Source organism: Streptomyces sp. GB4-14, from assembly GCF_022696125.1.
In the GTDB taxonomy this organism is placed as follows: Bacteria; Actinomycetota; Actinomycetes; order Streptomycetales; family Streptomycetaceae; genus Streptomyces; species Streptomyces werraensis.
Map to the genome: position 1 here is coordinate 5,477,816 of NZ_RZHO01000002.1, position 19,591 is coordinate 5,497,406.

Here is a 19,591-nt window from a genome sequence, read left to right on the forward strand (position 1 = left end):
CACATGAGCGAGGACATCATCTGCCGCCGCCTGGCCGGCCGCACCGCCGTCGTCACCGGAGCCGGCAGCGGCATCGGGCTCGCCTCCGCGCGCCGCCTGGCCTCCGAGGGGGCGAACGTGGTCTGCGCGGACGTCGACGAGGTCCGCGGCAAGGCCGCCGCCGAGGAGACCGGCGGGATCTTCGTGAACACCGACGTCACCGACCCCGAGCAGGTCGAGACGCTGTTCCGCACCGCGTACGAGACGTACGGCAGCGTCGACGTCGCGTTCAACAACGCGGGCATCTCGCCGCCCGACGACGACTCCATCCTGGAGACCGGCCTGGAGGCCTGGAAGCGGGTCCAGGAGGTCAACCTCACCTCCGTCTACCTGTGCTGCAAGGCCGCCATCCCCTACATGCGGGAGCAGCGCAAAGGCTCCATCATCAACACCGCGTCCTTCGTGGCCCGGATGGGCGCGGCGACCTCGCAGATCTCGTACACCGCGTCCAAGGGCGGCGTCCTCGCCATGTCCCGTGAGCTCGGCGTGCAGTTCGCCCGTGAGGGCATCCGGGTCAACGCGCTGTGCCCCGGGCCGGTCAACACCCCGCTGCTGCAGGAGCTGTTCGCCAAGGACCCGGAGCGGGCCGCGCGACGGCTGGTGCACATCCCGCTCGGCCGGTTCGCCGAGGCCGAGGAGATCGCCGCCGCCGTCGCCTTCCTGGCCAGCGACGACTCGTCCTTCGTCAACGCCACCGACTTCCTCGTCGACGGCGGCATCTCGGGGGCGTACGTCACACCCCTGTAGTGCCCGTCCCGCGGTGACGACGCCCGTCGTTACAGTGCTCGGATGAGCATGACGCCCCCGCCCGGCTGGTACCCCGACCCGCACGCCCCGCACCTGGAGCGCTGGTGGGACGGCACGGCCTGGACCGGGCACCGGCGGACACCGGCGGCCGGGCCCGCGCCGGCGTCCGGGACGGGGGCGCACGGGTACGGAGCGCCGAGCGCCCCTGAGGCGCCGGGTTCGTACGGGGCTCCGGGAGGCTTCGGTCCTCCGGCCCCGCCCGGCGGTGGCGGTACCGGTGGGTCCGGCGGCTCGGGCGGCTCCGGCGGGGCCAAGGCCGTCGCACTGACCGCCGCCGGGGCCGTACTGGTCGCCGCCGTCGTCGCCGGGGCGGTGGCGCTCACCCGTGACGACGGGGACCCGGAGGTCCGCACCGGGCCCAGCCCGACCGCTCCCGCGCCCACGACACAGTCCACGCAGCCGTCGCCCTCGCCCTCCGAGCCCGCGCCGCGGGACGAGGGCGTGGTGGTGGACGAGCTGAACGGCGTCACCTTCCCGCTCCTCGACGGCTGGGTCCGCCCGCAGCACGTGGTCGAGAAGGACGCCGTCATGACCACCGACGGCACCCACGACTGCCCCGGAGAGGGCACCCTCTGCCGCGGCGGCATGGTCGTCTCGCGTACGGTGACCGGCACCGACGAGTCCTCACCCCGCGCCCTGGCCGAGGCGGACATCCCCGAAGCCGCCGAGGAGGCCTTCGACGAGGACACCCTCGGCAACCGCCCCTACGGCGGCATGACGTCCCACCAGGTCGTCAAGGCGGGGCCCGTCGCGGTGGCGGGCCGCGCCGGATACCTGGTGCGCTGGCGGGTGACCACCGCCAAGGGCTCCGGGGGCCACGTCCAGTCCCTCGTCTTCCCGTCCGGCGTCGGCACCGAGTCCCCGGTCCTCGTCCGTTTCATCTTCGAGGCGGGCCCGGACGGACCGCCCGTGGCCGACATGGACCGCATCACCAAGGGCATCCGCTCGACCGCCGGCCAGGCGTCCGGCGGCGTCGGCAGCAGCATCGGCCCGACCGGCTGAGCGGCCACGGGCCGGGCACGGCGCGGCTACAGGAACGTGTGCCCCTCACCCCGGTACGTCGGCACGGTCGCCGTCACGGCGTCCCCCTCCACCAGGTGCAGCGTGTCGAACCGCTCGCACAACTCGCCCGCCTTGGCGTGCCGGAACCACACCTTGTCGCCGATCAGCAGATCGTCCGCGACCGGTCCCAGCAGCGGCGTCTGCACCTCGCCCGCGCCCTCCTGCGGGTCGTAGCGCAGCCCTTCCGGCAGATACGGCACCGGCAGCCGGTCCGCGCCGGGCGCGCCGGACGCCGGGTAGCCGCCGCCCAGCACCGTGACCACGCCGACCCCGGGCCGCCGCACCACCGGCAGGGCGAACAGCGCGGCCGGACGCCCCCTGAACGACGTGTAGTTGTCGAACAGCCGCGGCACGTACAGGCCCGAACCGGCCGCGATCTCGGTCACCGCGTCCTCGGCCGCCGTGTGCTGCACACTGCCCGTGCCGCCGCCGTTGACGAACTCCAGGTCCGGCACGACCTCCCGGACCGCCCGCACCACCGCGGCCCGCCGCTCGGCGAGTTCACGGCGCGCGGCCGCCTGCATCAGCCGCACCGCCCGGGACCGCAGCGGCCGCCCGGCCACCGCGTCCCCGACCCCGGCCACATGCCCCTCGTACGCCATGATCCCGACGACCTTGAACCCGGGCCGGCGGGCCACCGCACGGGCCATCTCGGCGACCTGGGCGGGGGAGTGCAGCGGGGAGCGGCGGGCGCCGATCCGCACCCGCCCGCCGAGCAGTGTGAGCGCGGTGTCCAACTCCAGGCACACACGCACCACTTCACTTCCGCCGGCCCGCGCCGCGTCGATCAGGTCCAGCTGCGCGGGATCGTCGATCATCACGGTCACTGCGGCGGCGAGCTTGGGATCGGCGGCGAGTTCGGCGTACCCGGCGCGGTCGGCGGACGGGTAGGCGAGGAGGACGTCGTCGAAACCGGAGCGGGCCAGCCACAGCGACTCGGCGAGCGTGAACGACATGATCCCCGCGAAACCCTCACGGGCCAGGACGCGTTCGAGCAGCGCCCGGCAGCGCACGGACTTGCTGGCGACCCGGATCGGCTTGCCCCCGGCACGGCGGACCAGATCGTCCGCATTGGCGTCGAAGGCATCGAGATCCACGATCGCGACGGGAGCGTCGAGCTGTGCGGTGGCCCGGTCGTAACGGGCCCGGTCGGCGGCGCGCGCAGTCATGACCGCAGCCTGCCAGACCGGATTACCGCAGGGTAGGGGGACGTTCCGGGCAGATGCCGCGGGCCTGTGGACTGGTTCCCGTTCGGCGCGCCGCACGCCGTAGAGTGACGCGCACGCACGGCGGTACGGGGCCGGCCCGGTCGTCCGGGCGGGATGACGCGCCGGTCGTGCGGGTATCTGTGCCCGGGACGCGTCCGCGCCGGGCCACCTGGCAGCGACACACCGGCCGCGGACGGCGAGGACCGGCCCGGGCACGAGGAAACGGGGGGTGCATGAGCACGGAAGCGCGCCGCGCCTCCCTCCCCCCACGCCCGCCCCACGCCCCCCGCACCGCAGGCAACCCGGGACCGTTCGACCCCCGAACCCCCCTGGACGACACCCCCTCGCCGCAGACGGACCGGCCCGCCTCCGACGACACGGGCCGGGTGGTCGCCCAGCGCACCGCGTCCGACGGCACGGACTCGGGCGCCGGTGGCGACGCACATCCGTACCGGCAGTCCGGCACGGACCGCCCCGAGGCCCCGCGCCCCGGACCGGACGCGCCCGGCGCCGGCCGGGGGACGCCCGGCCCGTGGGACGCGGGTACGGCGACAGGCGACAGCACCGCCGACGACAGCACGACGACGCCCCGCGCGTCCGCCGACGCGCTCGACGCGGGCGCGGCCCGTACCGAGCGGCCGCATCGGCCGTCCGGCACCGGCAACCGCGCGGGCACCGTCGGCACCCGGCGCCCCGCGCCCGACGCCTGGCGCGAGGGCGCCCCCCGCGGCGTGGCCCCTGCCGAACCGGCGCACCGCCCGGCCGCCCCTGCCGTCCCCGACGCGCGCGGCACGGGCGCCGCCGAGCGGCCGTACCACCCGGCCGGCGACGGTCCCACGCCCGCCGCGTCCGACACACGCCGCGCCGGCGCGGCCCCCGCCGAGCCCACGTACCGCCCCACCGGCGACGGAACCCCCGTCCGCCCGGCCGCACCCCCCGCCCCCGGCGGCACACCCCCGCGCCCCGCCTCCGGGGAGCGCCCCTGCTTCCCCCGTATCGGCGCCGACGACCGCGCCGCGCCCCCGCCGCCCCAGGCCTCCGCGCGGTTCCCGGACGCGCCGCCCACCGTCGGGCGGGCCGGGTCCGCGACCCCCGCCGTCACGCCGCCCGCGCCCTCCGTACCGCCCCGGCCCGCGCACCGGCCCCGCCCGGACACCCCCTCGGAGACCACCACCCGGCTGCGCGCCGTCCCGGCCGAGCCGGACCCCGCGTTGTCCTGGAGCGCGCCCATGTCCCCGGGCGGCGTCCCCGGCGCGGGACGTCCCGCCTCCGTGTCCTCCGGGGGACCCGAGACCGGGCCCCGCCCGTTCGCGCGCCGCACCCGCGGCCAGGCCGTCGCCGCGGCCGTCTGTCTCGTGCTCGGCACGGGGCTGATCGGCGGCGCCGTCACCGGCGCCTGGCTCGCCGACGGACCCGAGGGACCCGGCACCCGGCACGCCTTCGCGGTCGCGGGCGACCTGTGGCACGAGGTGCCCGTCGACCAGCTGTTCCCGCCCACCGTGCAGGGCCGGGGAGCGGGCCCCGGGGAGGCCGACCGGGTCTGGACGCGGATCGCCGTCGCCCCCGACAGCGGCTGCGAGGGCGCCTTCGACGCCCTCCTCACCCGCGTCCTCGCCCCCGTCGGCTGCGAGCGCCTGCTCCGCGCGACCTACACCGACGCCACGCAGAGCCATGTCACCACCGTCGGCCTGCTGTTCACCGAGGCGGACGCGGTCGGCATGGAGGCCCTCGCCCGCCGCTTCGAGCGGGAGCGCCTGGACCGCCGCGGCGACCTCATGCCGCTGCCGTACGCGGCGAAGGACACCGCCGCCGAGGGTTTCGGCCCCGAGCAGCGGGCCTCCTGGGCGATCTCCGTGCTCACCGACGCCCCCGTCGTCGTCTACGCCGTCTCCGGCTGGGCCGACGGCCGATCCGTCGACGAGCCGCTGCCCGCCGAGGACGCCATGCGGTCCGGAGCCACCACCGCCCCCGCCCAGGCGGGCCTGGGCCACGAGGCCCGCGGTCTCGCCGACCGCTTCGAACGCGCCCTGCGCAAACGGGCCGGCACCCCCACGGAGCGTCCGTCATGAGGAAACGCCCCGCCGCCCTCGGCGGCCTGCTCGCCGCCGCCCTCGTCCTGGTGCCCGGGACCACCGCGCACGCCGACACCATCCGCGACCGGCAGTGGGCCCTGGACGCCCTGCACGCCGACCAGGTGTGGTCCACCACGCGCGGTGCGGGCGTCACCGTCGCCGTCCTGGACACCGGCGTCGAGGCCGACCACCCCGACCTCGACGGCAACGTCCTCCAGGGCAAGGACCTCGTCGGCTTCGGCGCACGCGAGGGCGACGAGGCGTGGGCCCGCCACGGCACCGCCATGGCCGGCATCATCGCCGGTCACGGGCACGGCCCGGGCAACGGCGACGGCGTCCTGGGCGTCGCCCCCGAGGCGAAGATCCTCCCCGTCCGCGTCATCCTCGAGGACAAGGACCCGGCCCGCGCCAAGGCCCGCAGCACCCGCGGCAACGCCCTCGCGGAGGGCATCCGCTGGGCCGCCGACCACGGCGCCGACGTCATCAACCTCTCCCTCGGCGACGACTCCGCCTCCGCGCACCCGGAGGAGGGCGAGGACGAGGCGATCCAGTACGCCCTGCGCAAGGGCGTGGTCGTCGTCGCCTCCGCCGGCAACGGCGGCGAGAAGGGCGACCGGATCTCCTACCCGGCGGCGTACCCGGGCGTCATCGCCGCCACCGCCGTCGACCGCTACGGCACCCGCGCCCCCTTCTCGACCCGCCGCTGGTACGCCACGGTCAGCGCCCCCGGCGTCGACGTGATCATCGCCGACCCCGACCACAAGTACTACGAGGGCTGGGGCACCAGCGCCGCCGCCGCGTTCGTCTCCGGCGCCGTCGCCCTGGTGAAGGCCGCCCACCCGGACCTGACCCCGGCGCAGATCAAGCGGCTCCTTCAGGACACCGCCCGCAACGCGCCCGCCGCCGGACGCGACGACTCCCGCGGCTTCGGGTTCGTCGATCCGGCCGCCGCGATCGAGGCCGCCGACCGGCTGAAGCCGGAGGGCCTCGAGGCGGCGGCGTACGGCGACGAGTACTTCGGTCCGGGCCCGGCCGCCGAAAGCCCCGGCGACGACACCGCAGACTGGGCCGCCCCTCTGGCAGGCGGCGTCGGCGGAGTGCTCCTCGTCGTGGCGGTCGTGCTGTGGCGGGGGCGCCGGGAGACCGACACGTTCTGAGCGCGCCGGGCGCCTACGGGTTCAGTTCGCCCCGCCATGAGGGGGTGGCGGCGCTGCGTGGGCGGGTGCGGGCAGTCCGTGGCTGGTCGCGCAGTTCCCCGCGCCCCAGAGGGGCGCTGCTGCCACCGCCCTGGCTGCGGGCATTCGTGGCTGGGGCGGCACGGGTGGGCACAGCGGCACCTCCGCAGCGCCGCACCGCGTCCCGCGCCGCCTCCTCCACCCGTGCCACCCCCTCCGCCATCGACGCGTGCCCGTCCGACAGCACCGCCACCGCGTACACGCGCCCGCCCACCGTCACGCACCCCGTGCTGTTCACCACCCACAGCCCCGTCGCGTCCCGTGGCAGCCAGCCGTTCTTGACGGCCCACCGTGTGCCCGGGTCGGCCAGGGCCGGCACACCCCACGCCTGTTCCGGCACGACCCGCTCCATCAACTCCCGCACGTACGCCCGCACGTCCCCCGGTGCGAAAACCTGCCGCAGCAGCCTCACCCGGTCCGCGGCCGTCGTCCGGGTCAGCCCCCAACGCGCGTCGGCCACGGTGCGGGTGAGGCCGAGCCGGGCGTTCGCCGCGTCCAGCCCCGCCGCCCGCCCCACCACCTGCCACAGCGCCGTCGCCGCGTCGTTGTCGCTGCGTACGATCATCGCCTCCGCGTGCGCCCGCTCGGCCGCGGTGAGTCCGCGGCCCGCGTCGCGCGCGGTCAGCAGCAGCCCGGTCAGGATGTCCACCTTCACCACGCTCGCCGTCACGAACTCCCCGCCGCCCGAGGCGTACGTCTCCCCGCTCGCCAGATCCAGCGCCGCCGCCGACACCCTCGGCCCGTCCGTCATCCCGCGCTCCCTCCCGCCCGCGTCCGGGCGTCCCGCCCACGGCCGCTAAGGTCGGGGACCGTGGCGAACAAGAACATTCCCGACTCCCCCTTCCGCGACGACGACGGCTCGGCCGACCCCCGGCTGAGCGCCGCGCTCGCCGCCTGGGCGGAGGACGGCAACGCCGTCGGCCCGGTCCTGGAGGCGCTCAAGGACGCCCGGCTGCTCGTGCCCGTGGTGGCCGTGCTCGGCGAGGTCGAGGAGGACGAGAACGGGCTGCGCCGCGAGAAGACCAGCGACATGGCCGTGCCGACGCTCAAGGCCGGGGGGCGCACCGCGCTGCCCGCCTTCACCTCCACCGACTCCCTCGCCCGCTGGGACCCGGCGGCCCGCCCCGTCGCCGTACCGCTGCACCAGGCGCTCCAGGCCGCCGCGCACGAGAAGGCGGACACGGTCGTCCTCGACCTGGCGGGCCCGGTGCCGTTCGAACTGACCGGGCCCACGCTGCTCGCCCTCGCCGAGGGCCGCACCAGCACCGACCCGCTGAAGGACCCCGCCGTCGTCGAGGCCGTGCGCGCCGCCGTCGCCGCCGAGCCGTCCGTGGTCCGCGCCCATCTGGGGCCGGGACAGGCCGACGGCACCCTCGCCCTGGTCCTCGACCCGGCCGCGCCGGTCGCCGAGGCCGCCCGCGCCGTGGCGCAGCGGCTCGCCGCCGACGAGACACTGAGGGCCCGCCTGGTGCGCGGCCTCGACCTGGCGGTCCTGCCGGCCGAGGCGACGCCTCCCGGCGAGCCCTTGTACGTGCGTAGCTGAGGAAGAAGGAAGGACGGCGCCCCGGCACCGGGGCGCCCGCCGCGTCAGCCGTAGACCGCGCCCGTGTACTTCTCGCCCGGCCCCTTGCCCGGCTCGTCCGGGATCAGGGAGGCCTCGCGGAAGGCGAGCTGCAGCGACTTCAGACCGTCCCGCAGCGGCGCCGCGTGGAACGAGCTGATCTCGGTCGCCGAGGCGTCCAGCAGACCGGCCAGTGCGTGCACCAGCTTGCGGGCCTCGTCCAGGTCCTTGTGCTGGTCGCCCTCCTCGGTCAGACCGAGCTTCACGGCGGCGGCGCTCATCAGGTTGACGGCGACCGTCACGATCACCTCGACCGCCGGGACCTCCGCGATGTCGCGGGCCATGGCGTCGAAGTCGGGGCTGCCGGGGGTCTCGGGGGTGTCCGAGGGGGAGGTCTCACTCATGCCCCACACGATAGGCGCAGCCCGGCGCGCTCCCGACGCCAGGAGCCGGGCGGACGGCCGGTTGGTGCACGTCTCCGGGAGCTGCTAACCTTGTGTAACGACCGGTCGGACCCGTATGTCTCACGGCACGCGAGCCCGGCCCACAAGTGGAGGCTTTCGAACTCCCACCTGGCCGCCCTCAGGGCGGCGGGTCACCGGTCAGGCAGATCCCGTCCCCGAGTCGGCGATCCGCCCGAAAGCGCGCCCCGCGGTCCCCGTGGCGGTGCTCCGGTAGTTCGAGGAGCCCCGCAGGTGATCGTCCGGGGCATTTTTCGTGTCTCGGCGCGGTTAGGTCTAACGAACACAGACGTTACGCGGCTGTCCGCCAGACCGTCGCGTGGTGCTACCGAGGAGGATCCATCAGCGCCGAGCCCCGCATCAACGACCGGATTCGCGTTCCCGAGGTGCGACTTGTCGGTCCCAGCGGCGAGCAGGTCGGGATTGTCCCGCTTGCCAAGGCCCTGGAGCTTGCGCAGGAGTACGACCTCGACCTCGTGGAGGTCGCGGCGAACGCCCGTCCGCCCGTGTGCAAGCTCATGGACTACGGGAAGTTCAAGTACGAGTCGGCCATGAAGGCCCGTGAGGCGCGCAAGAACCAGGCGCACACGGTCATCAAGGAGATGAAGCTCCGGCCGAAGATCGACCCGCACGACTACGACACCAAGAAGGGTCACGTCGTCCGGTTCCTCAAGCAGGGCGACAAGGTCAAGATCACGATCATGTTCCGTGGTCGCGAGCAGTCCCGGCCGGAGCTCGGTTACCGACTGCTGCAGCGTCTCGCGGAGGACGTGGCCGACCTCGGGTTCGTGGAGTCGAACCCGAAGCAGGACGGCCGCAACATGATCATGGTCCTCGGTCCGCACAAGAAGAAGACCGAGGCGATGGCCGAGGCCCGTCAGGCTCAGGAAGCCCGCAAGGCAGAAGCGAAGGCCAACCCCGGCAAGTCGCAGAACGCCGCAGACGCGGACTCCGTCCAGGCGGCCGAGGAGCCGGCCGAGGCGTGACTCCCCGGGGCGCGAGCCCCAGGAAGCAACCCGACACAAGTACGACGCTCCACCGTGCCCGGTTTCACGACCGGGCACAGGAGCGCCACCGACGAGGAGAGAACGGCGCTATGCCGAAGAACAAGTCGCACAGCGGTGCCAGCAAGCGCTTCAAGATCACCGGCTCCGGCAAGGTGCTCCGCGAGCGTGCCGGCAAGCGCCACCTGCTCGAGCACAAGTCGTCCCGTGTGACGCGTCGCCTCACCGGCAACGCCGAGATGGCCCCGGGCGACGCCGCGAAGATCAAGAAGCTTCTCGGCAAGTGACGCCCCGGCGCGTGAGCGCCGTACGTACGTCAGACCGGGACCCAATCGATTCCGGGCCGTGTGAGCACCACCACGGCCCCGCTACAAGGAGTTAACAAGTGGCACGCGTCAAGCGGGCAGTCAACGCCCACAAGAAGCGCCGGGCGATCCTCGAGCAGGCCTCCGGCTACCGCGGTCAGCGCTCGCGCCTGTACCGCAAGGCCAAGGAGCAGGTCACCCACTCGCTGGTCTACAACTACAACGACCGCAAGAAGCGCAAGGGCGACTTCCGTCAGCTGTGGATCCAGCGCATCAACGCCGCTGCCCGCGCCAACGGCATCACGTACAACCGCTTCATCCAGGGTCTGAAGGCCGCCAACGTCGAGGTGGACCGCAAGATCCTGGCCGAGCTGGCCGTCAACGACGCCACCGCCTTCGCCGCGCTCGTCGAGGTCGCGCAGAAGGCGCTGCCGGCGGACGTGAACGCGCCCAAGGCTGCGTGAGGTCGTCGGCCTTGGCCGACGTTCCATTCTCCGGGACCCGCAGGCTTCGGCCTGCGGGTCCCGTGCTGTGTCGTTGTCCGCCGGGCCGTTCCGCGGCCGCGGGTTCGTCGTGGCCGGTCGCGCGGTTCCCCGCGCCCCTGGCCGTCCTCGCTGAAGGTGACTGAAATGGTGTCCGCTGGTCCTGAGCTGATTTCTCCTCGGTCCGCCCGGGTGAGCGCCGCGCGGCGGCTCGCCAGGCGGAACTTCCGGGGGAAGGAGCGGCTGTTCCTCGCCGAGGGACCGCAGGCCGTCCGCGAGGCCGCCGCGCACCGCACCCAGGACACCGCCACCCTCGTCGAGCTGTTCACCACCCCCGAGGCCGCCGAGCGGTACGCCGACATCGTCGGGGCCGCCCGGGACGCCGGCGCCCGCGTCCACCTCGCCTCCGACGAGGTCGTCGCCGACATCTCCACCACCGTCACCCCGCAGGGCCTCGTCGGCGTCTGCCGCTTCCTGGACACGCCGTTCGAGGAGATCCTCGCCGCCCGTCCCCGCCTCGTCGCCGTCCTCGCCCACGTCCGCGACCCCGGGAACGCCGGCACGGTGCTGCGCTGCGCCGACGCCGCCGGGGCCGACGCCGTCGTGCTCACCGACGCCTCCGTCGACCTGTACAACCCCAAGGCCGTCCGTGCCTCCGTCGGCTCCCACTTCCACCTGCCCGTCGCCGTGAACGTGCCCGTCGAGCGGGCCGTCGCCGGGCTGCGCGAGGCGGGCGTACGGCTGCTCGCCGCCGACGGGGCCGGCGACCGCGACCTCGACGAGGAGCTCGACAAGGGCACCATGGGCGGCCCCACCGGCTGGATCTTCGGCAACGAGGCCTGGGGTCTGCCCGAGGAGACCCGCGCCCTCGCCGACGCCGTCGTCCGCGTCCCCATCCACGGAAAGGCGGAGAGCCTGAACCTCGCCACTGCCGCCGCCGTATGTCTCTACGCGTCGGCACGTGCACAGCGCGCCGCCGGAGGGTCCCGCTCCGTCACCGAGAGCTAGTAGGCTGACCAGCTCGGGGACCTCCCCAAGCTCTCGGCCGGGGCCCGGGAACGGGGCGCCCCGAGGACGTTCCGAGAGGTGGGGTACGGGGATGAGCGTCGGCACGAGCAGCGCACCGGGAGCAGAGCGCACGGCGCGCCCGCCCGCGCCCCGGCCCGGTGACCTCGCCGACCTCGGCATCGACCCCGACCAGCTCCCCGACGGACTCGTCGTCGCCGACGAGCACGGACGGGTGATCTGCTTCAACGCCGCCGCCGTGCGCATCACCGCCGTCCCCGCCGAGCAGGCCCTCGGCCGGTCCCTGGAGACGGCGCTGCCGTTAGAGGACCTGGAGGGGCGCCGCTGGTGGCAGCTCACCGACCCCTACGGCGGCCTCGCCATCCGGGTCGGCCAGCCCGAGCGCAACCTCCTGCTGCCCGGCGGCCGGGAGGTCCTCGTCTCCGCCCGCTACGTCCGCACCCGCCCCACCGGGCCCGTCCGCCGTGTGGTCGTCACCCTCCGCGACACCGAGGCGCGACGCCGCACCGAGCGCAGCCACGCCGAGCTGATCGCGACCGTCGCGCACGAACTGCGCTCCCCGCTCACCTCGGTCAAGGGCTTCACCGCCACCCTCCTCGCCAAGTGGGAACGCTTCACCGACGACCAGAAGCGGCTCATGCTGGAGACCGTCGACGCCGACGCCGACCGCGTCACCCGGCTCATCGCCGAACTGCTCGACATATCCCGCATCGACTCCGGGCGCCTCGAGGTGCGCCGCCAGCCCGTCGACATCGGGGCCGCCGTGGGCCGCCACATCCAGGCGCACGTCGCCGCGGGCCAGCCCGCCGACCGGTTCCTGCTGCGGGTGCAGCACCCGCTGCCCGCCCTGTGGGCCGACCCCGACAAGATCGACCAGGTGCTGAGCAACCTGCTGGAAAATGCCGTGCGCCACGGCGAGGGAACCGTCACCATCGACATCACACCCTCGGCGTCACCCCGCGACCGCGAGCACGCCGAACCCGCAGCCACGTCCGTCACCGTCAGCGACGAGGGGCCCGGCATCCCGGAGGAGTCCATGAACCGCGTCTTCACCCGCTTCTGGCGGGGCAGCAAGCGCGGCGGCACGGGCCTCGGGCTGTACATCGTCAAGGGCATCGTCGAGGCCCACGGCGGCACCATCACGGTCGGACGCGCCCCCGGCGGCGGCGCCGAGTTCCGATTTACGTTGCCCGTGGCGGCCCCCGCGTATCTCACCTGAGACGCCTGCGGCCCCCACGGGCGCCTTCGCGTACCTTCACCCCGTTAGACTCGGCCTTTGGCACCTTTGCGTCCCGAGGACGAAAGCCGCGGCCCGCTGCGGGCGCGCGACGGACCGTTCGTCCACGAGTCGATGACGGGGACCATCAGCCAGCCAATCGGAAGCACGGGAAGAGATGTCGGCACCGAATAAGTCGTACGACCCTGTCGAGGTCGAGGCGTTGAAACCGGAAGAGATCGAGCGCATGCGGGACGAGGCGCTCGCCGCCTTCGCCGCCGCGGACTCCCTCGACGCGCTCCAGGAGGCGAAGGTCGCCCACACCGGCGGCTCGTCCCCGCTGGCCCTGGCCAACCGCGAGATCGGCGCGCTGCCCCCGCACGCCAAGGCCGAGGCCGGCAAGCGCGTCGGCCAGGCCCGCGGTGCCGTGAACAAGGCGCTCGCCGCCCGCCAGGCGGAGCTGGAGGCCGAGCGCGACGCCCGCGTCCTCGTCGAGGAGTCCGTGGACGTCACGCTGCCCCACGACCGCGTCCCGGCCGGCGCCCGTCACCCCCTCACCACGCTCTCCGAGCGCATCGAGGACATCTTCGTGGCGATGGGCTACGAGGTCGCCGAGGGTCCCGAGGTCGAGGCGGAGTGGTTCAACTTCGACGCGCTCAACATCGGCCCGGACCACCCGGCGCGCGGCGAGGCCGACACGTTCTTCGTGCAAGGCCCCCAGGGCGGTTCCGAGTCCGGCGTCGTGCTGCGCACGCACACCTCGCCCGTGCAGATCCGCTCCCTGCTCGACCGCGAGCTGCCGGTCTACGTGATCTGCCCCGGCCGTGTGTACCGCACCGACGAGCTGGACGCCACGCACACCCCCGTCTTCCACCAGGTCGAGCTGCTCGCCGTCGACGAGGGCCTGACCATGGCGGACCTCAAGGGCACCCTGGACCACATGGTCCAGTCGCTGTTCGGCGCGGAGATGAAGACCCGGCTGCGGCCGAACTTCTTCCCCTTCACCGAGCCGTCCGCCGAGATGGACATGCTCTGCTACGTCTGCAAGGGCGCGTCCGTCGGCAACCCCGACCGGCCCTGCCGCACCTGCTCCAGCGAGGGCTGGATCGAGCTCGGCGGCTGCGGCATGGTCAACCCGCGGGTGCTCACCGCCTGCGGCGTCGACCCGGAGAAGTACAGCGGCTTCGCCTTCGGGTTCGGCATCGAGCGGATGCTGATGTTCCGCCACAACGTCGAAGACATGCGAGACATGGTCGAGGGTGACGTCCGGTTCACCCGGCCGTTCGGGATGGAGATCTGATGCGGGTCCCGCTTTCCTGGCTGCGGGAGTACGTCGACCTGCCGGCCACCGAGACCGGCCGCGACGTGCAGGCCAAGCTGATTTCGGCCGGGCTGGAGGTCGAGACCGTCGAGCACCTCGGCGCCGACCTCAAGGGCCCGCTGGTCGTCGGCCAGGTGCTGACGATCGAGGAGCTCGAGGGCTTCAAGAAGCCGATCCGCTTCTGCACGGTCGACGTCGGCCGGGCCAACGGCACCGGCGAGCCCCAGGAGATCGTCTGCGGCGCCCGGAACTTCTCCGTCGGCGACAAGGTCGTCGTGGTCCTGCCCGGCGCCACCCTGCCCGGCGGCTTCTCCATCAGCGCCCGCAAGACCTACGGCAAGGTCTCGCACGGCATGATCTGCTCCAGCGACGAGCTGGGCATGGGCGACGACGGCTCCCACGGCATCATCGTGCTGCCGCCGGAGACCGAGGTCGGCAAGGATGCCGTCGAGCTGCTGGAACTGGTCGACGAGGTCCTGGACATCGCCGTCACCGCCAACCGCGGCGACTGCCTGTCCATCCGCGGCGTCGCCCGCGAGACCGCCATCGCCTACGGCCTGCCGCTGCGCGACCCGGCGCTGCTCGACGTGCCCGGGCCCAACGCCTTCGGCTACCCGGTGAAGGTCTCCGACCCGGCGGGCTGCGACCGCTTCACCGCCCGCACGGTGACCGGCCTCAGCCCGGAGGCGCGCTCCCCGATCTGGCTCCAGCGCCGGCTGCAGAAGGTCGGCATGCGCCCGATCTCGCTCGCCGTCGACGTCACCAACTACGTGATGATGGAGCTCGGCCAGCCGCTGCACGCCTACGACCGCCACCAGGTCCAGGGCGCCATCGGCGTCCGCCGTGCGCAGGAGGGCGAGAAGATCGTCACCCTCGACGGCGTCGAGCGGAAGCTGCACGCCGAGGACCTCGTCATCACCGACGACCGCGGTCCCATCGGCCTGGCCGGCGTCATGGGCGGCGCCGACACCGAGATCGCCGACCACGACCCCTCCGAGGAGGGCGCCGCGGCGACGACCGACGTGATCATCGAGGCGGCCCACTTCGACCAGGTGTCGGTGGCCCGCACGGCCCGCCGTCACAAGCTGTCCTCGGAGGCCTCCCGCCGCTTCGAGCGCGGTGTGGACCCGCAGGCCGCGGCCGCCGCGGCACAGCGCACCGTCGACCTGCTGGTGCTGCTCGCCGGAGGCACCGCCGAGGCCGGCGTCACCGAGGTCGTCGCCCCCGGCGCGCCGCACACCGTCACCATGGCCGCCGACCACCCGGACAAGGTCGCCGGTGTGACCTACGGCCGGGAGACCGTCGTACGCCGCCTCCAGGAGGTCGGCTGCGACGTCTACGGCCAGGACGAGCTGATCGTGACCGTCCCGTCGTGGCGGCCCGACCTCACCGACCCGAACGACCTCGCCGAGGAGGTCATCCGGCTGGAGGGCTACGAGAACCTGCCCTCCACGCTGCCCAGGCCGCCCGCCGGCCGGGGTCTGACCGCCCGCCAGCGGCTGCACCGCCGCATCGGACGGGCGCTCGCCGGCGCCGGGTACGTGGAGGCGCTGAACTACCCCTTCATCAGCGAGCAGGTCTTCGACCAGCTCGGCCTGGAGGCCGACGATCCGGCCCGCCGCGTCGTCAAGCTGGTCAACCCGCTCAGCGACGAGGAGCCCGCGCTGCGGACCTCGCTGCTGCCCGGGCTGCTCGCCGCGCTGCGCCGCAACGACGGCCGGGGCTCGCACGACCTGGCGCTGTTCGAGACCGGCCTGGTCTTCCAGCCGCGGGACGCCGCCAGGGTCGCCGCGAACCTCCCCGTCGACCGGCGTCCGAGCCCCGACGACATCGCCGCGCTGAACGCCGCGCTGCCCGACCAGCCCCGGCACGTCGCCGTCGTCCTGGCCGGCGCGCGCGAGCAGGCCGGCTGGTGGGGCAAGGGCCGCCCGGCCGACTGGGCCGACGCGGTCGAGGCCGCCCGGACCGTCGCCCGTGAGGCGGGCGCCGAACTGGGCATCCGCAAGGGGCAGTACGGTCCCTGGCACCCTGGCCGCTGCGCCGAGCTGACCGTCACCGTCGACGGCGCCGAGCGCGTCGTCGGACACGCCGGTGAGCTGCACCCGCGCGTCCTGAAGACGCTGGGCCTGCCCGCGCGCTCCTGCGCGATGGAGCTGGACCTGGACGTCCTGGAGCGGGTCGGCGACACGGTGCCGCAGGCTCCGTCCATCTCCACCTTCCCGGTCGCCACGCAGGATGTCGCCCTGGTCGTCGACGCCTACGTGCCCGCCGCGGACGTGGAGGCGGCGCTGCGCGAGGGCGCGGGCGAACTCCTGGAGTCCATCCGCCTGTTCGACGTCTACGAGAACGCCGAGCAGCTCGGCGAGGGCCGCAAGTCCCTGGCCTACGCGCTGCGCTTCCGCGCGAACGACCGCACGCTGACCGTCGACGAGGCGTCGGCGGCCCGCGAGGCGGCCGTCGCCCTGGCGACGGACCGCACCGGCGCGGTACTCCGCGGCTGACGCCGCACGCTGTCCCGTGCACGGGCCGGTCGCAAGGCAGCACGCCTTGCGATCGGCCCGTCGCGCGTGGGGGCGTCGCTCGCGGCGCCGGGTGATGCGCCCGGTCCGACGCCGGCACCTCGCCGCGCGGCTCCTGCTCGAGGCTCACCGCGCCGCCCGGACACCCGCCCCGCCGACCGCGAGCTCCACCGGCGTCGGCGCCGCTGTGGGCGTACCAGGTGCGTCCCTGCCCAGGGGACCGCTGGGGCCGAGGCGGCCCGGAGGGGCGGAGGGCGGGTTCCGGTTCGGGCATATGCGAGGGTGGGCGCGGGCATGTCAGGCTGGTCAGAGAGCGGAACTGCGGCGTCCCGCCGGTTACTCACTCGTTCGGGTGACTGAGCCGGGTGATGCGGCCGGAAGTGGCGCAGCGGTCGACAGAATCGGACCGGCCTCTCGAGGCCGGTCTGCGCTGTCCGGGCCTATTTGGGGGGCCATCGGCATGATCCGCTTCAACCCTGGGGCTCCCCGCGGGGTGCCACCCCGGTTCCTGTCACGGCTGCGCTCCCTGGCGGTGCCCACGGCGTGGGGCGCCGTCGCGGTCGCCTACCGGCTGACCTGCCCGCTGGCCCGGGACGACGCCCTCGGCGCACGCCTGGTCAGCAGCGCCCTGCTGTGCGCGGTCGGCACCGGCATCGTCCTGCACATCCGGCGCCGCATGCTGCGCGAGGTCCGGCACGCCCACCGGATCGCCGAGGCCGCCCAGAGCGTGCTGCTGCGGCCCCCGCCCCCGCGGGTCGAAGGGCTGGCCGTCGCCGCCGCGCACCTCTCCGCCGACCGGGGCGCCCGCATCGGCGGCGACCTCTACGAGGTGACGGCCACCGAGCACGGCGTACGGGCCGTCATCGGCGACGTCCGCGGCCACGGCCTCGGCGCCGTCCGTACCGGCGCCGCCGTCCTCGGCAGCTTCCGCGAGGCCGCCCACGACGAGAAGACCCTCGCCGGGGTGCTGGGCCGCCTGGAGCGCGCCATGGACCGGCATCTGCGTGAGCGCGCGGACGGTGACCACCCGGCCCCGGACGGCGCCCCCGCCGCCGAGGAGTTCGTCACCGTGCTGCTGCTGGAGATCCTCCCGGACGGCGAGGTGCACGCCCTCAACTGCGGCCACCCCTGGCCGTACCGGCTGACCGGCGCGGGCGCCGAGCCGCTGGCCCGCGCCGATCCCCTGCCGCCGCTCGGCCTGTTCCCCCTGCCCGGCGAGCTGCCCGCCACCGCGTGCGGCCGTCTGCTCCCCGGCGACATCCTCGTCCTGCACACCGACGGCGCGGAGGAGGCCCGCGACACCGGCGGCCGTTTCTTCCCGCTCGGCGACGTCCTCACCGAGGCGGCCCGCGCCCGTCCGCAGACGCCCCAGGCCGTTCTGCGGACGGTCCTCACCGCCCTGCTCGAGCACAGCGACGGCCCGCCGAAGGACGACGTGGCCCTGCTGATCCTCAGAAACGAACGCTGCTCCCCGCCCGCGCGGCCGACCCGCGGCGTCCCCCGCTCGGCCACGGCGGAGCGGTAGTGCCGCACCCTGCCCGGCCACGGCCGGCCGGTGGCGCCGCGTGAGGCCGGCGGCCGTCCGCCCCGCCACGGAGTGTCGGGCAGGCGGCCGGGCGGACGGCGAACATACGGGCCGCCGCTGTACGAGGGGGAGCCGGCGGCCCGGCCGGCCTCTTTCGAGGCAATTCAGTCAACCGGCCGGGCACGCTCCGCGACAGCGCGTGCACACTGCGGATGCGGGCACTCCGTTCACACCCCGTGTGAACGCTCAGCCACTACCCTGTCCGCACCGAGCCACCGGGGGGCCCGACATGCAGCCCAACACTCTGCTGGACGCGATCCTCGACGAGGCCGGCATCTCCCACGCGGGGCTGGCCGCGCACGTCAACCAGGCGGGGCGGGCGCGCGGTCTGACGCTGCGCTACGAACACACCGCCGTGGCCCGGTGGCTGAAAGGGCAGCGTCCCCGGGGCCAGGTGCCCGACCTGATCTGCGAGGTGCTCGCCGCCCGGCTGCGCCGCCCCGTCACCCTCGACGACGTCGGGCTGGGCGTCCCCGGCGATCCGGCCGTCCCGCACGCCGGTTCGCTCTCCGGCTTCGTCGAGAGGGCCACCGCCCTGTGGCGCTCCGACCAGCAGGGCCGCCCGCACCTCCTCGGCGCCCCCGCCGTCACCGGCACGCCGGCCGTGATGCCCGTGTGGGAGTGGGAGAACCCGCCGGAGGACGTGGACGTATCCCGCGGCGGCCCGCACCGGGTCACCCCCGGCGACCTGGAGATGCTGCGCGCCGCCCGCGCCCACTACGAGCAGATGTACCGCAAGGCCGGCGGCATGGCGACCCGCGCCCGCGTCGTCGGCTTCCTCAACGCCGAGGCGGCCCCGCTGCTGCGCGGCAGCTACACCGACGCCACCGGCCGCCAACTCCACCGCGCCACAGGCGCCTTGGTCGCCATCGCCGGCATCTGCGCCTACGACTCCGACGCCCATGGCCTCGCCCAGCGCTACTTCCACCAGGCACTGCGGCTCGCCAAGGCCAGCGGCGACCGGGGCCTCGGCGCGTACGTCATCGCCCTGCTCGTCAACCAGTCCCTGTTCATGCGGGAGTTCCGGCAGGCCGTCGCCTTCGCCGAGGCCGCGCTGCGCGCCGCGGGCCACCGGATCACCCCGGCGCTCGCCTCGGACCTGTACGCGATGCAGGCTAAGGCGTACGCCCATCTCGGAGACGCGGCGGGCGCCTTGTCGTGCATCCGGCGGGCCGAGGAGTCCGCCGCGCGCATTCACCGCGGCCACGAGCCCGACGAGACCGGATATGTCCAGCCGGGCCTGGTCAACGTGCAGGTGGCGGAGGCGCTGTTGCGTCTCGGCGAGCTCGCGGCGGCGGGGGAGCACGCGGCTGCGGCCGTGGACACTCCGGCGCACGACCGGGGCCGGGTGCACCGGCTGGCCATGCTGTGCACGGTCGAACTGCGCCAGGGCAACGCCGACCGGGCGGTGGCCGTCGCCGTGCAGATGGCCGAACAGGCCCGCGGCATGGAGTCGCAGCGGCTGCGCGACCGCCTGCGCGAGGTGCGCGAGCATCTGATCCGCAGCGGGTACGCGGGCACCGCCGAGGCGGCCGAACTCATCGACGGGGCGCTGCGGGTGCCGCTGTAGACGGCCCCCGGCCGCCCCCGGCGTACGAGGGCTGCCCGGGGCCGCGCCGCGCCCGGCGCGTGCCTCACCGCGCCGCCCCATGCGTCACGGGCGGCCCTCCGTGCGCCTGCTGTACGGC

General features: G+C 74.6%; 17 protein-coding genes. 14 read left to right on the top strand and 3 right to left on the bottom strand.

The genetic code is table 11. From position 1 onward, the window contains the following. Positions 1–3 precede the first annotated feature (3 nt). Together ELQ39_RS26230 and ELQ39_RS26235 are read left to right on the top strand one after the other, a co-directional pair. Positions 4–786 carry a 3-oxoacyl-ACP reductase gene (locus ELQ39_RS26230; RefSeq protein WP_190004126.1) on the top strand — a complete coding sequence of 261 codons (783 nt, stop codon included), beginning with the start codon at positions 4–6 and terminating at the stop codon, positions 784–786. A 48-nt stretch (positions 787–834) separates the two neighbouring features. Beyond that, positions 835–1,848: a DUF2510 domain-containing protein gene (locus ELQ39_RS26235; protein ID WP_242595660.1), complete on the top strand. Its 1,014-nt coding sequence runs from the start codon at positions 835–837 to the stop codon at positions 1,846–1,848. Between the two features lie 26 nt (positions 1,849–1,874). On the opposite strand, the gene ELQ39_RS26240 is transcribed toward ELQ39_RS26235, so the two are convergent. After that, positions 1,875–3,077: an amino acid deaminase/aldolase gene (locus ELQ39_RS26240; RefSeq protein ID WP_242594277.1), complete on the bottom strand. Its 1,203-nt coding sequence runs from the start codon at positions 3,075–3,077 to the stop codon at positions 1,875–1,877. A gap of 272 nt (positions 3,078–3,349) precedes the next feature. Here ELQ39_RS26240 and ELQ39_RS26245 point away from each other — a divergent pair, with 272 nt between their 5' ends. Then, positions 3,350–5,185 (top strand): hypothetical protein, encoded by a 1,836-nt coding sequence (locus ELQ39_RS26245; RefSeq protein ID WP_242594278.1) that lies wholly within the window; start codon positions 3,350–3,352, stop codon positions 5,183–5,185. After that, positions 5,182–6,345, top strand: a complete 1,164-nt coding sequence (mycP, locus tag ELQ39_RS26250; RefSeq protein WP_242594280.1) for a type VII secretion-associated serine protease mycosin — start codon at positions 5,182–5,184, stop codon at positions 6,343–6,345. Before ELQ39_RS26245 ends, mycP begins: the two co-directional genes overlap by 4 nt. Before the next feature lie 13 nt (positions 6,346–6,358). Here mycP and ELQ39_RS26255 read toward each other — a convergent pair whose 3' ends face one another. Further along, complete coding sequence (locus ELQ39_RS26255; protein ID WP_242594282.1) at positions 6,359–7,174, bottom strand: serine hydrolase; 816 nt, start codon at positions 7,172–7,174, stop codon at positions 6,359–6,361. A 60-nt stretch (positions 7,175–7,234) separates the two neighbouring features. On the opposite strand from ELQ39_RS26255, the gene ELQ39_RS26260 reads away from it, so the two are divergent. Next, on the top strand, positions 7,235–7,966 hold the full coding sequence (locus tag ELQ39_RS26260; RefSeq protein WP_225628944.1) for an SseB family protein: 732 nt from the start codon (positions 7,235–7,237) through the stop codon (positions 7,964–7,966). A gap of 44 nt (positions 7,967–8,010) precedes the next feature. Here the strand turns inward: ELQ39_RS26260 and ELQ39_RS26265 are convergent, their stop codons facing one another. Beyond that, positions 8,011–8,388 (bottom strand): DUF1844 domain-containing protein, encoded by a 378-nt coding sequence (locus ELQ39_RS26265; protein ID WP_190004130.1) that lies wholly within the window; start codon positions 8,386–8,388, stop codon positions 8,011–8,013. A gap of 398 nt (positions 8,389–8,786) precedes the next feature. Here ELQ39_RS26265 and infC point away from each other — a divergent pair, with 398 nt between their 5' ends. The 9 genes from infC (at position 8,787) to ELQ39_RS26310 (ending at position 19,473) form a co-directional block, all read left to right on the top strand. Next, positions 8,787–9,431: a translation initiation factor IF-3 gene (infC, locus tag ELQ39_RS26270; protein WP_078540917.1), complete on the top strand. Its 645-nt coding sequence runs from the start codon at positions 8,787–8,789 to the stop codon at positions 9,429–9,431. A gap of 110 nt (positions 9,432–9,541) precedes the next feature. Beyond that, complete coding sequence (rpmI, locus tag ELQ39_RS26275) at positions 9,542–9,736, top strand: 50S ribosomal protein L35 (RefSeq protein WP_003977225.1); 195 nt, start codon at positions 9,542–9,544, stop codon at positions 9,734–9,736. A 98-nt stretch (positions 9,737–9,834) separates the two neighbouring features. Then, the gene (gene rplT / locus ELQ39_RS26280) at positions 9,835–10,218 is read left to right on the top strand and encodes a 50S ribosomal protein L20 (RefSeq protein WP_004933571.1); all 384 of its coding nucleotides are present in this window, start codon (positions 9,835–9,837) and stop codon (positions 10,216–10,218) included. Positions 10,219–10,383: 165 nt separating this feature from the next. Next, a complete protein-coding gene (locus tag ELQ39_RS26285) occupies positions 10,384–11,244 on the top strand; it encodes a TrmH family RNA methyltransferase (protein WP_190004131.1) in 861 nt (286 codons plus the stop codon). Between the two features lie 91 nt (positions 11,245–11,335). Continuing rightward, the gene (locus tag ELQ39_RS26290) at positions 11,336–12,481 is read left to right on the top strand and encodes a sensor histidine kinase (RefSeq protein WP_225642348.1); all 1,146 of its coding nucleotides are present in this window, start codon (positions 11,336–11,338) and stop codon (positions 12,479–12,481) included. Between the two features lie 175 nt (positions 12,482–12,656). Beyond that, positions 12,657–13,778: a phenylalanine--tRNA ligase subunit alpha gene (gene pheS / locus ELQ39_RS26295; RefSeq protein ID WP_190004133.1), complete on the top strand. Its 1,122-nt coding sequence runs from the start codon at positions 12,657–12,659 to the stop codon at positions 13,776–13,778. Beyond that, positions 13,778–16,300, top strand: coding sequence for a phenylalanine--tRNA ligase subunit beta (gene pheT / locus ELQ39_RS26300; protein WP_242594284.1), 2,523 nt, complete (start codon positions 13,778–13,780; stop codon positions 16,298–16,300). The genes pheS and pheT overlap by 1 nt, the downstream gene beginning before the upstream one ends. A gap of 478 nt (positions 16,301–16,778) precedes the next feature. Then, entirely contained in the window at positions 16,779–17,843 is a 1,065-nt protein-coding gene (locus tag ELQ39_RS26305; RefSeq protein WP_242594286.1) for a PP2C family protein-serine/threonine phosphatase, read from the top strand. Between the two features lie 289 nt (positions 17,844–18,132). After that, positions 18,133–19,473, top strand: a complete 1,341-nt coding sequence (locus tag ELQ39_RS26310) for a transcriptional regulator (protein ID WP_242594288.1) — start codon at positions 18,133–18,135, stop codon at positions 19,471–19,473. Positions 19,474–19,591 lie beyond the last annotated feature (118 nt).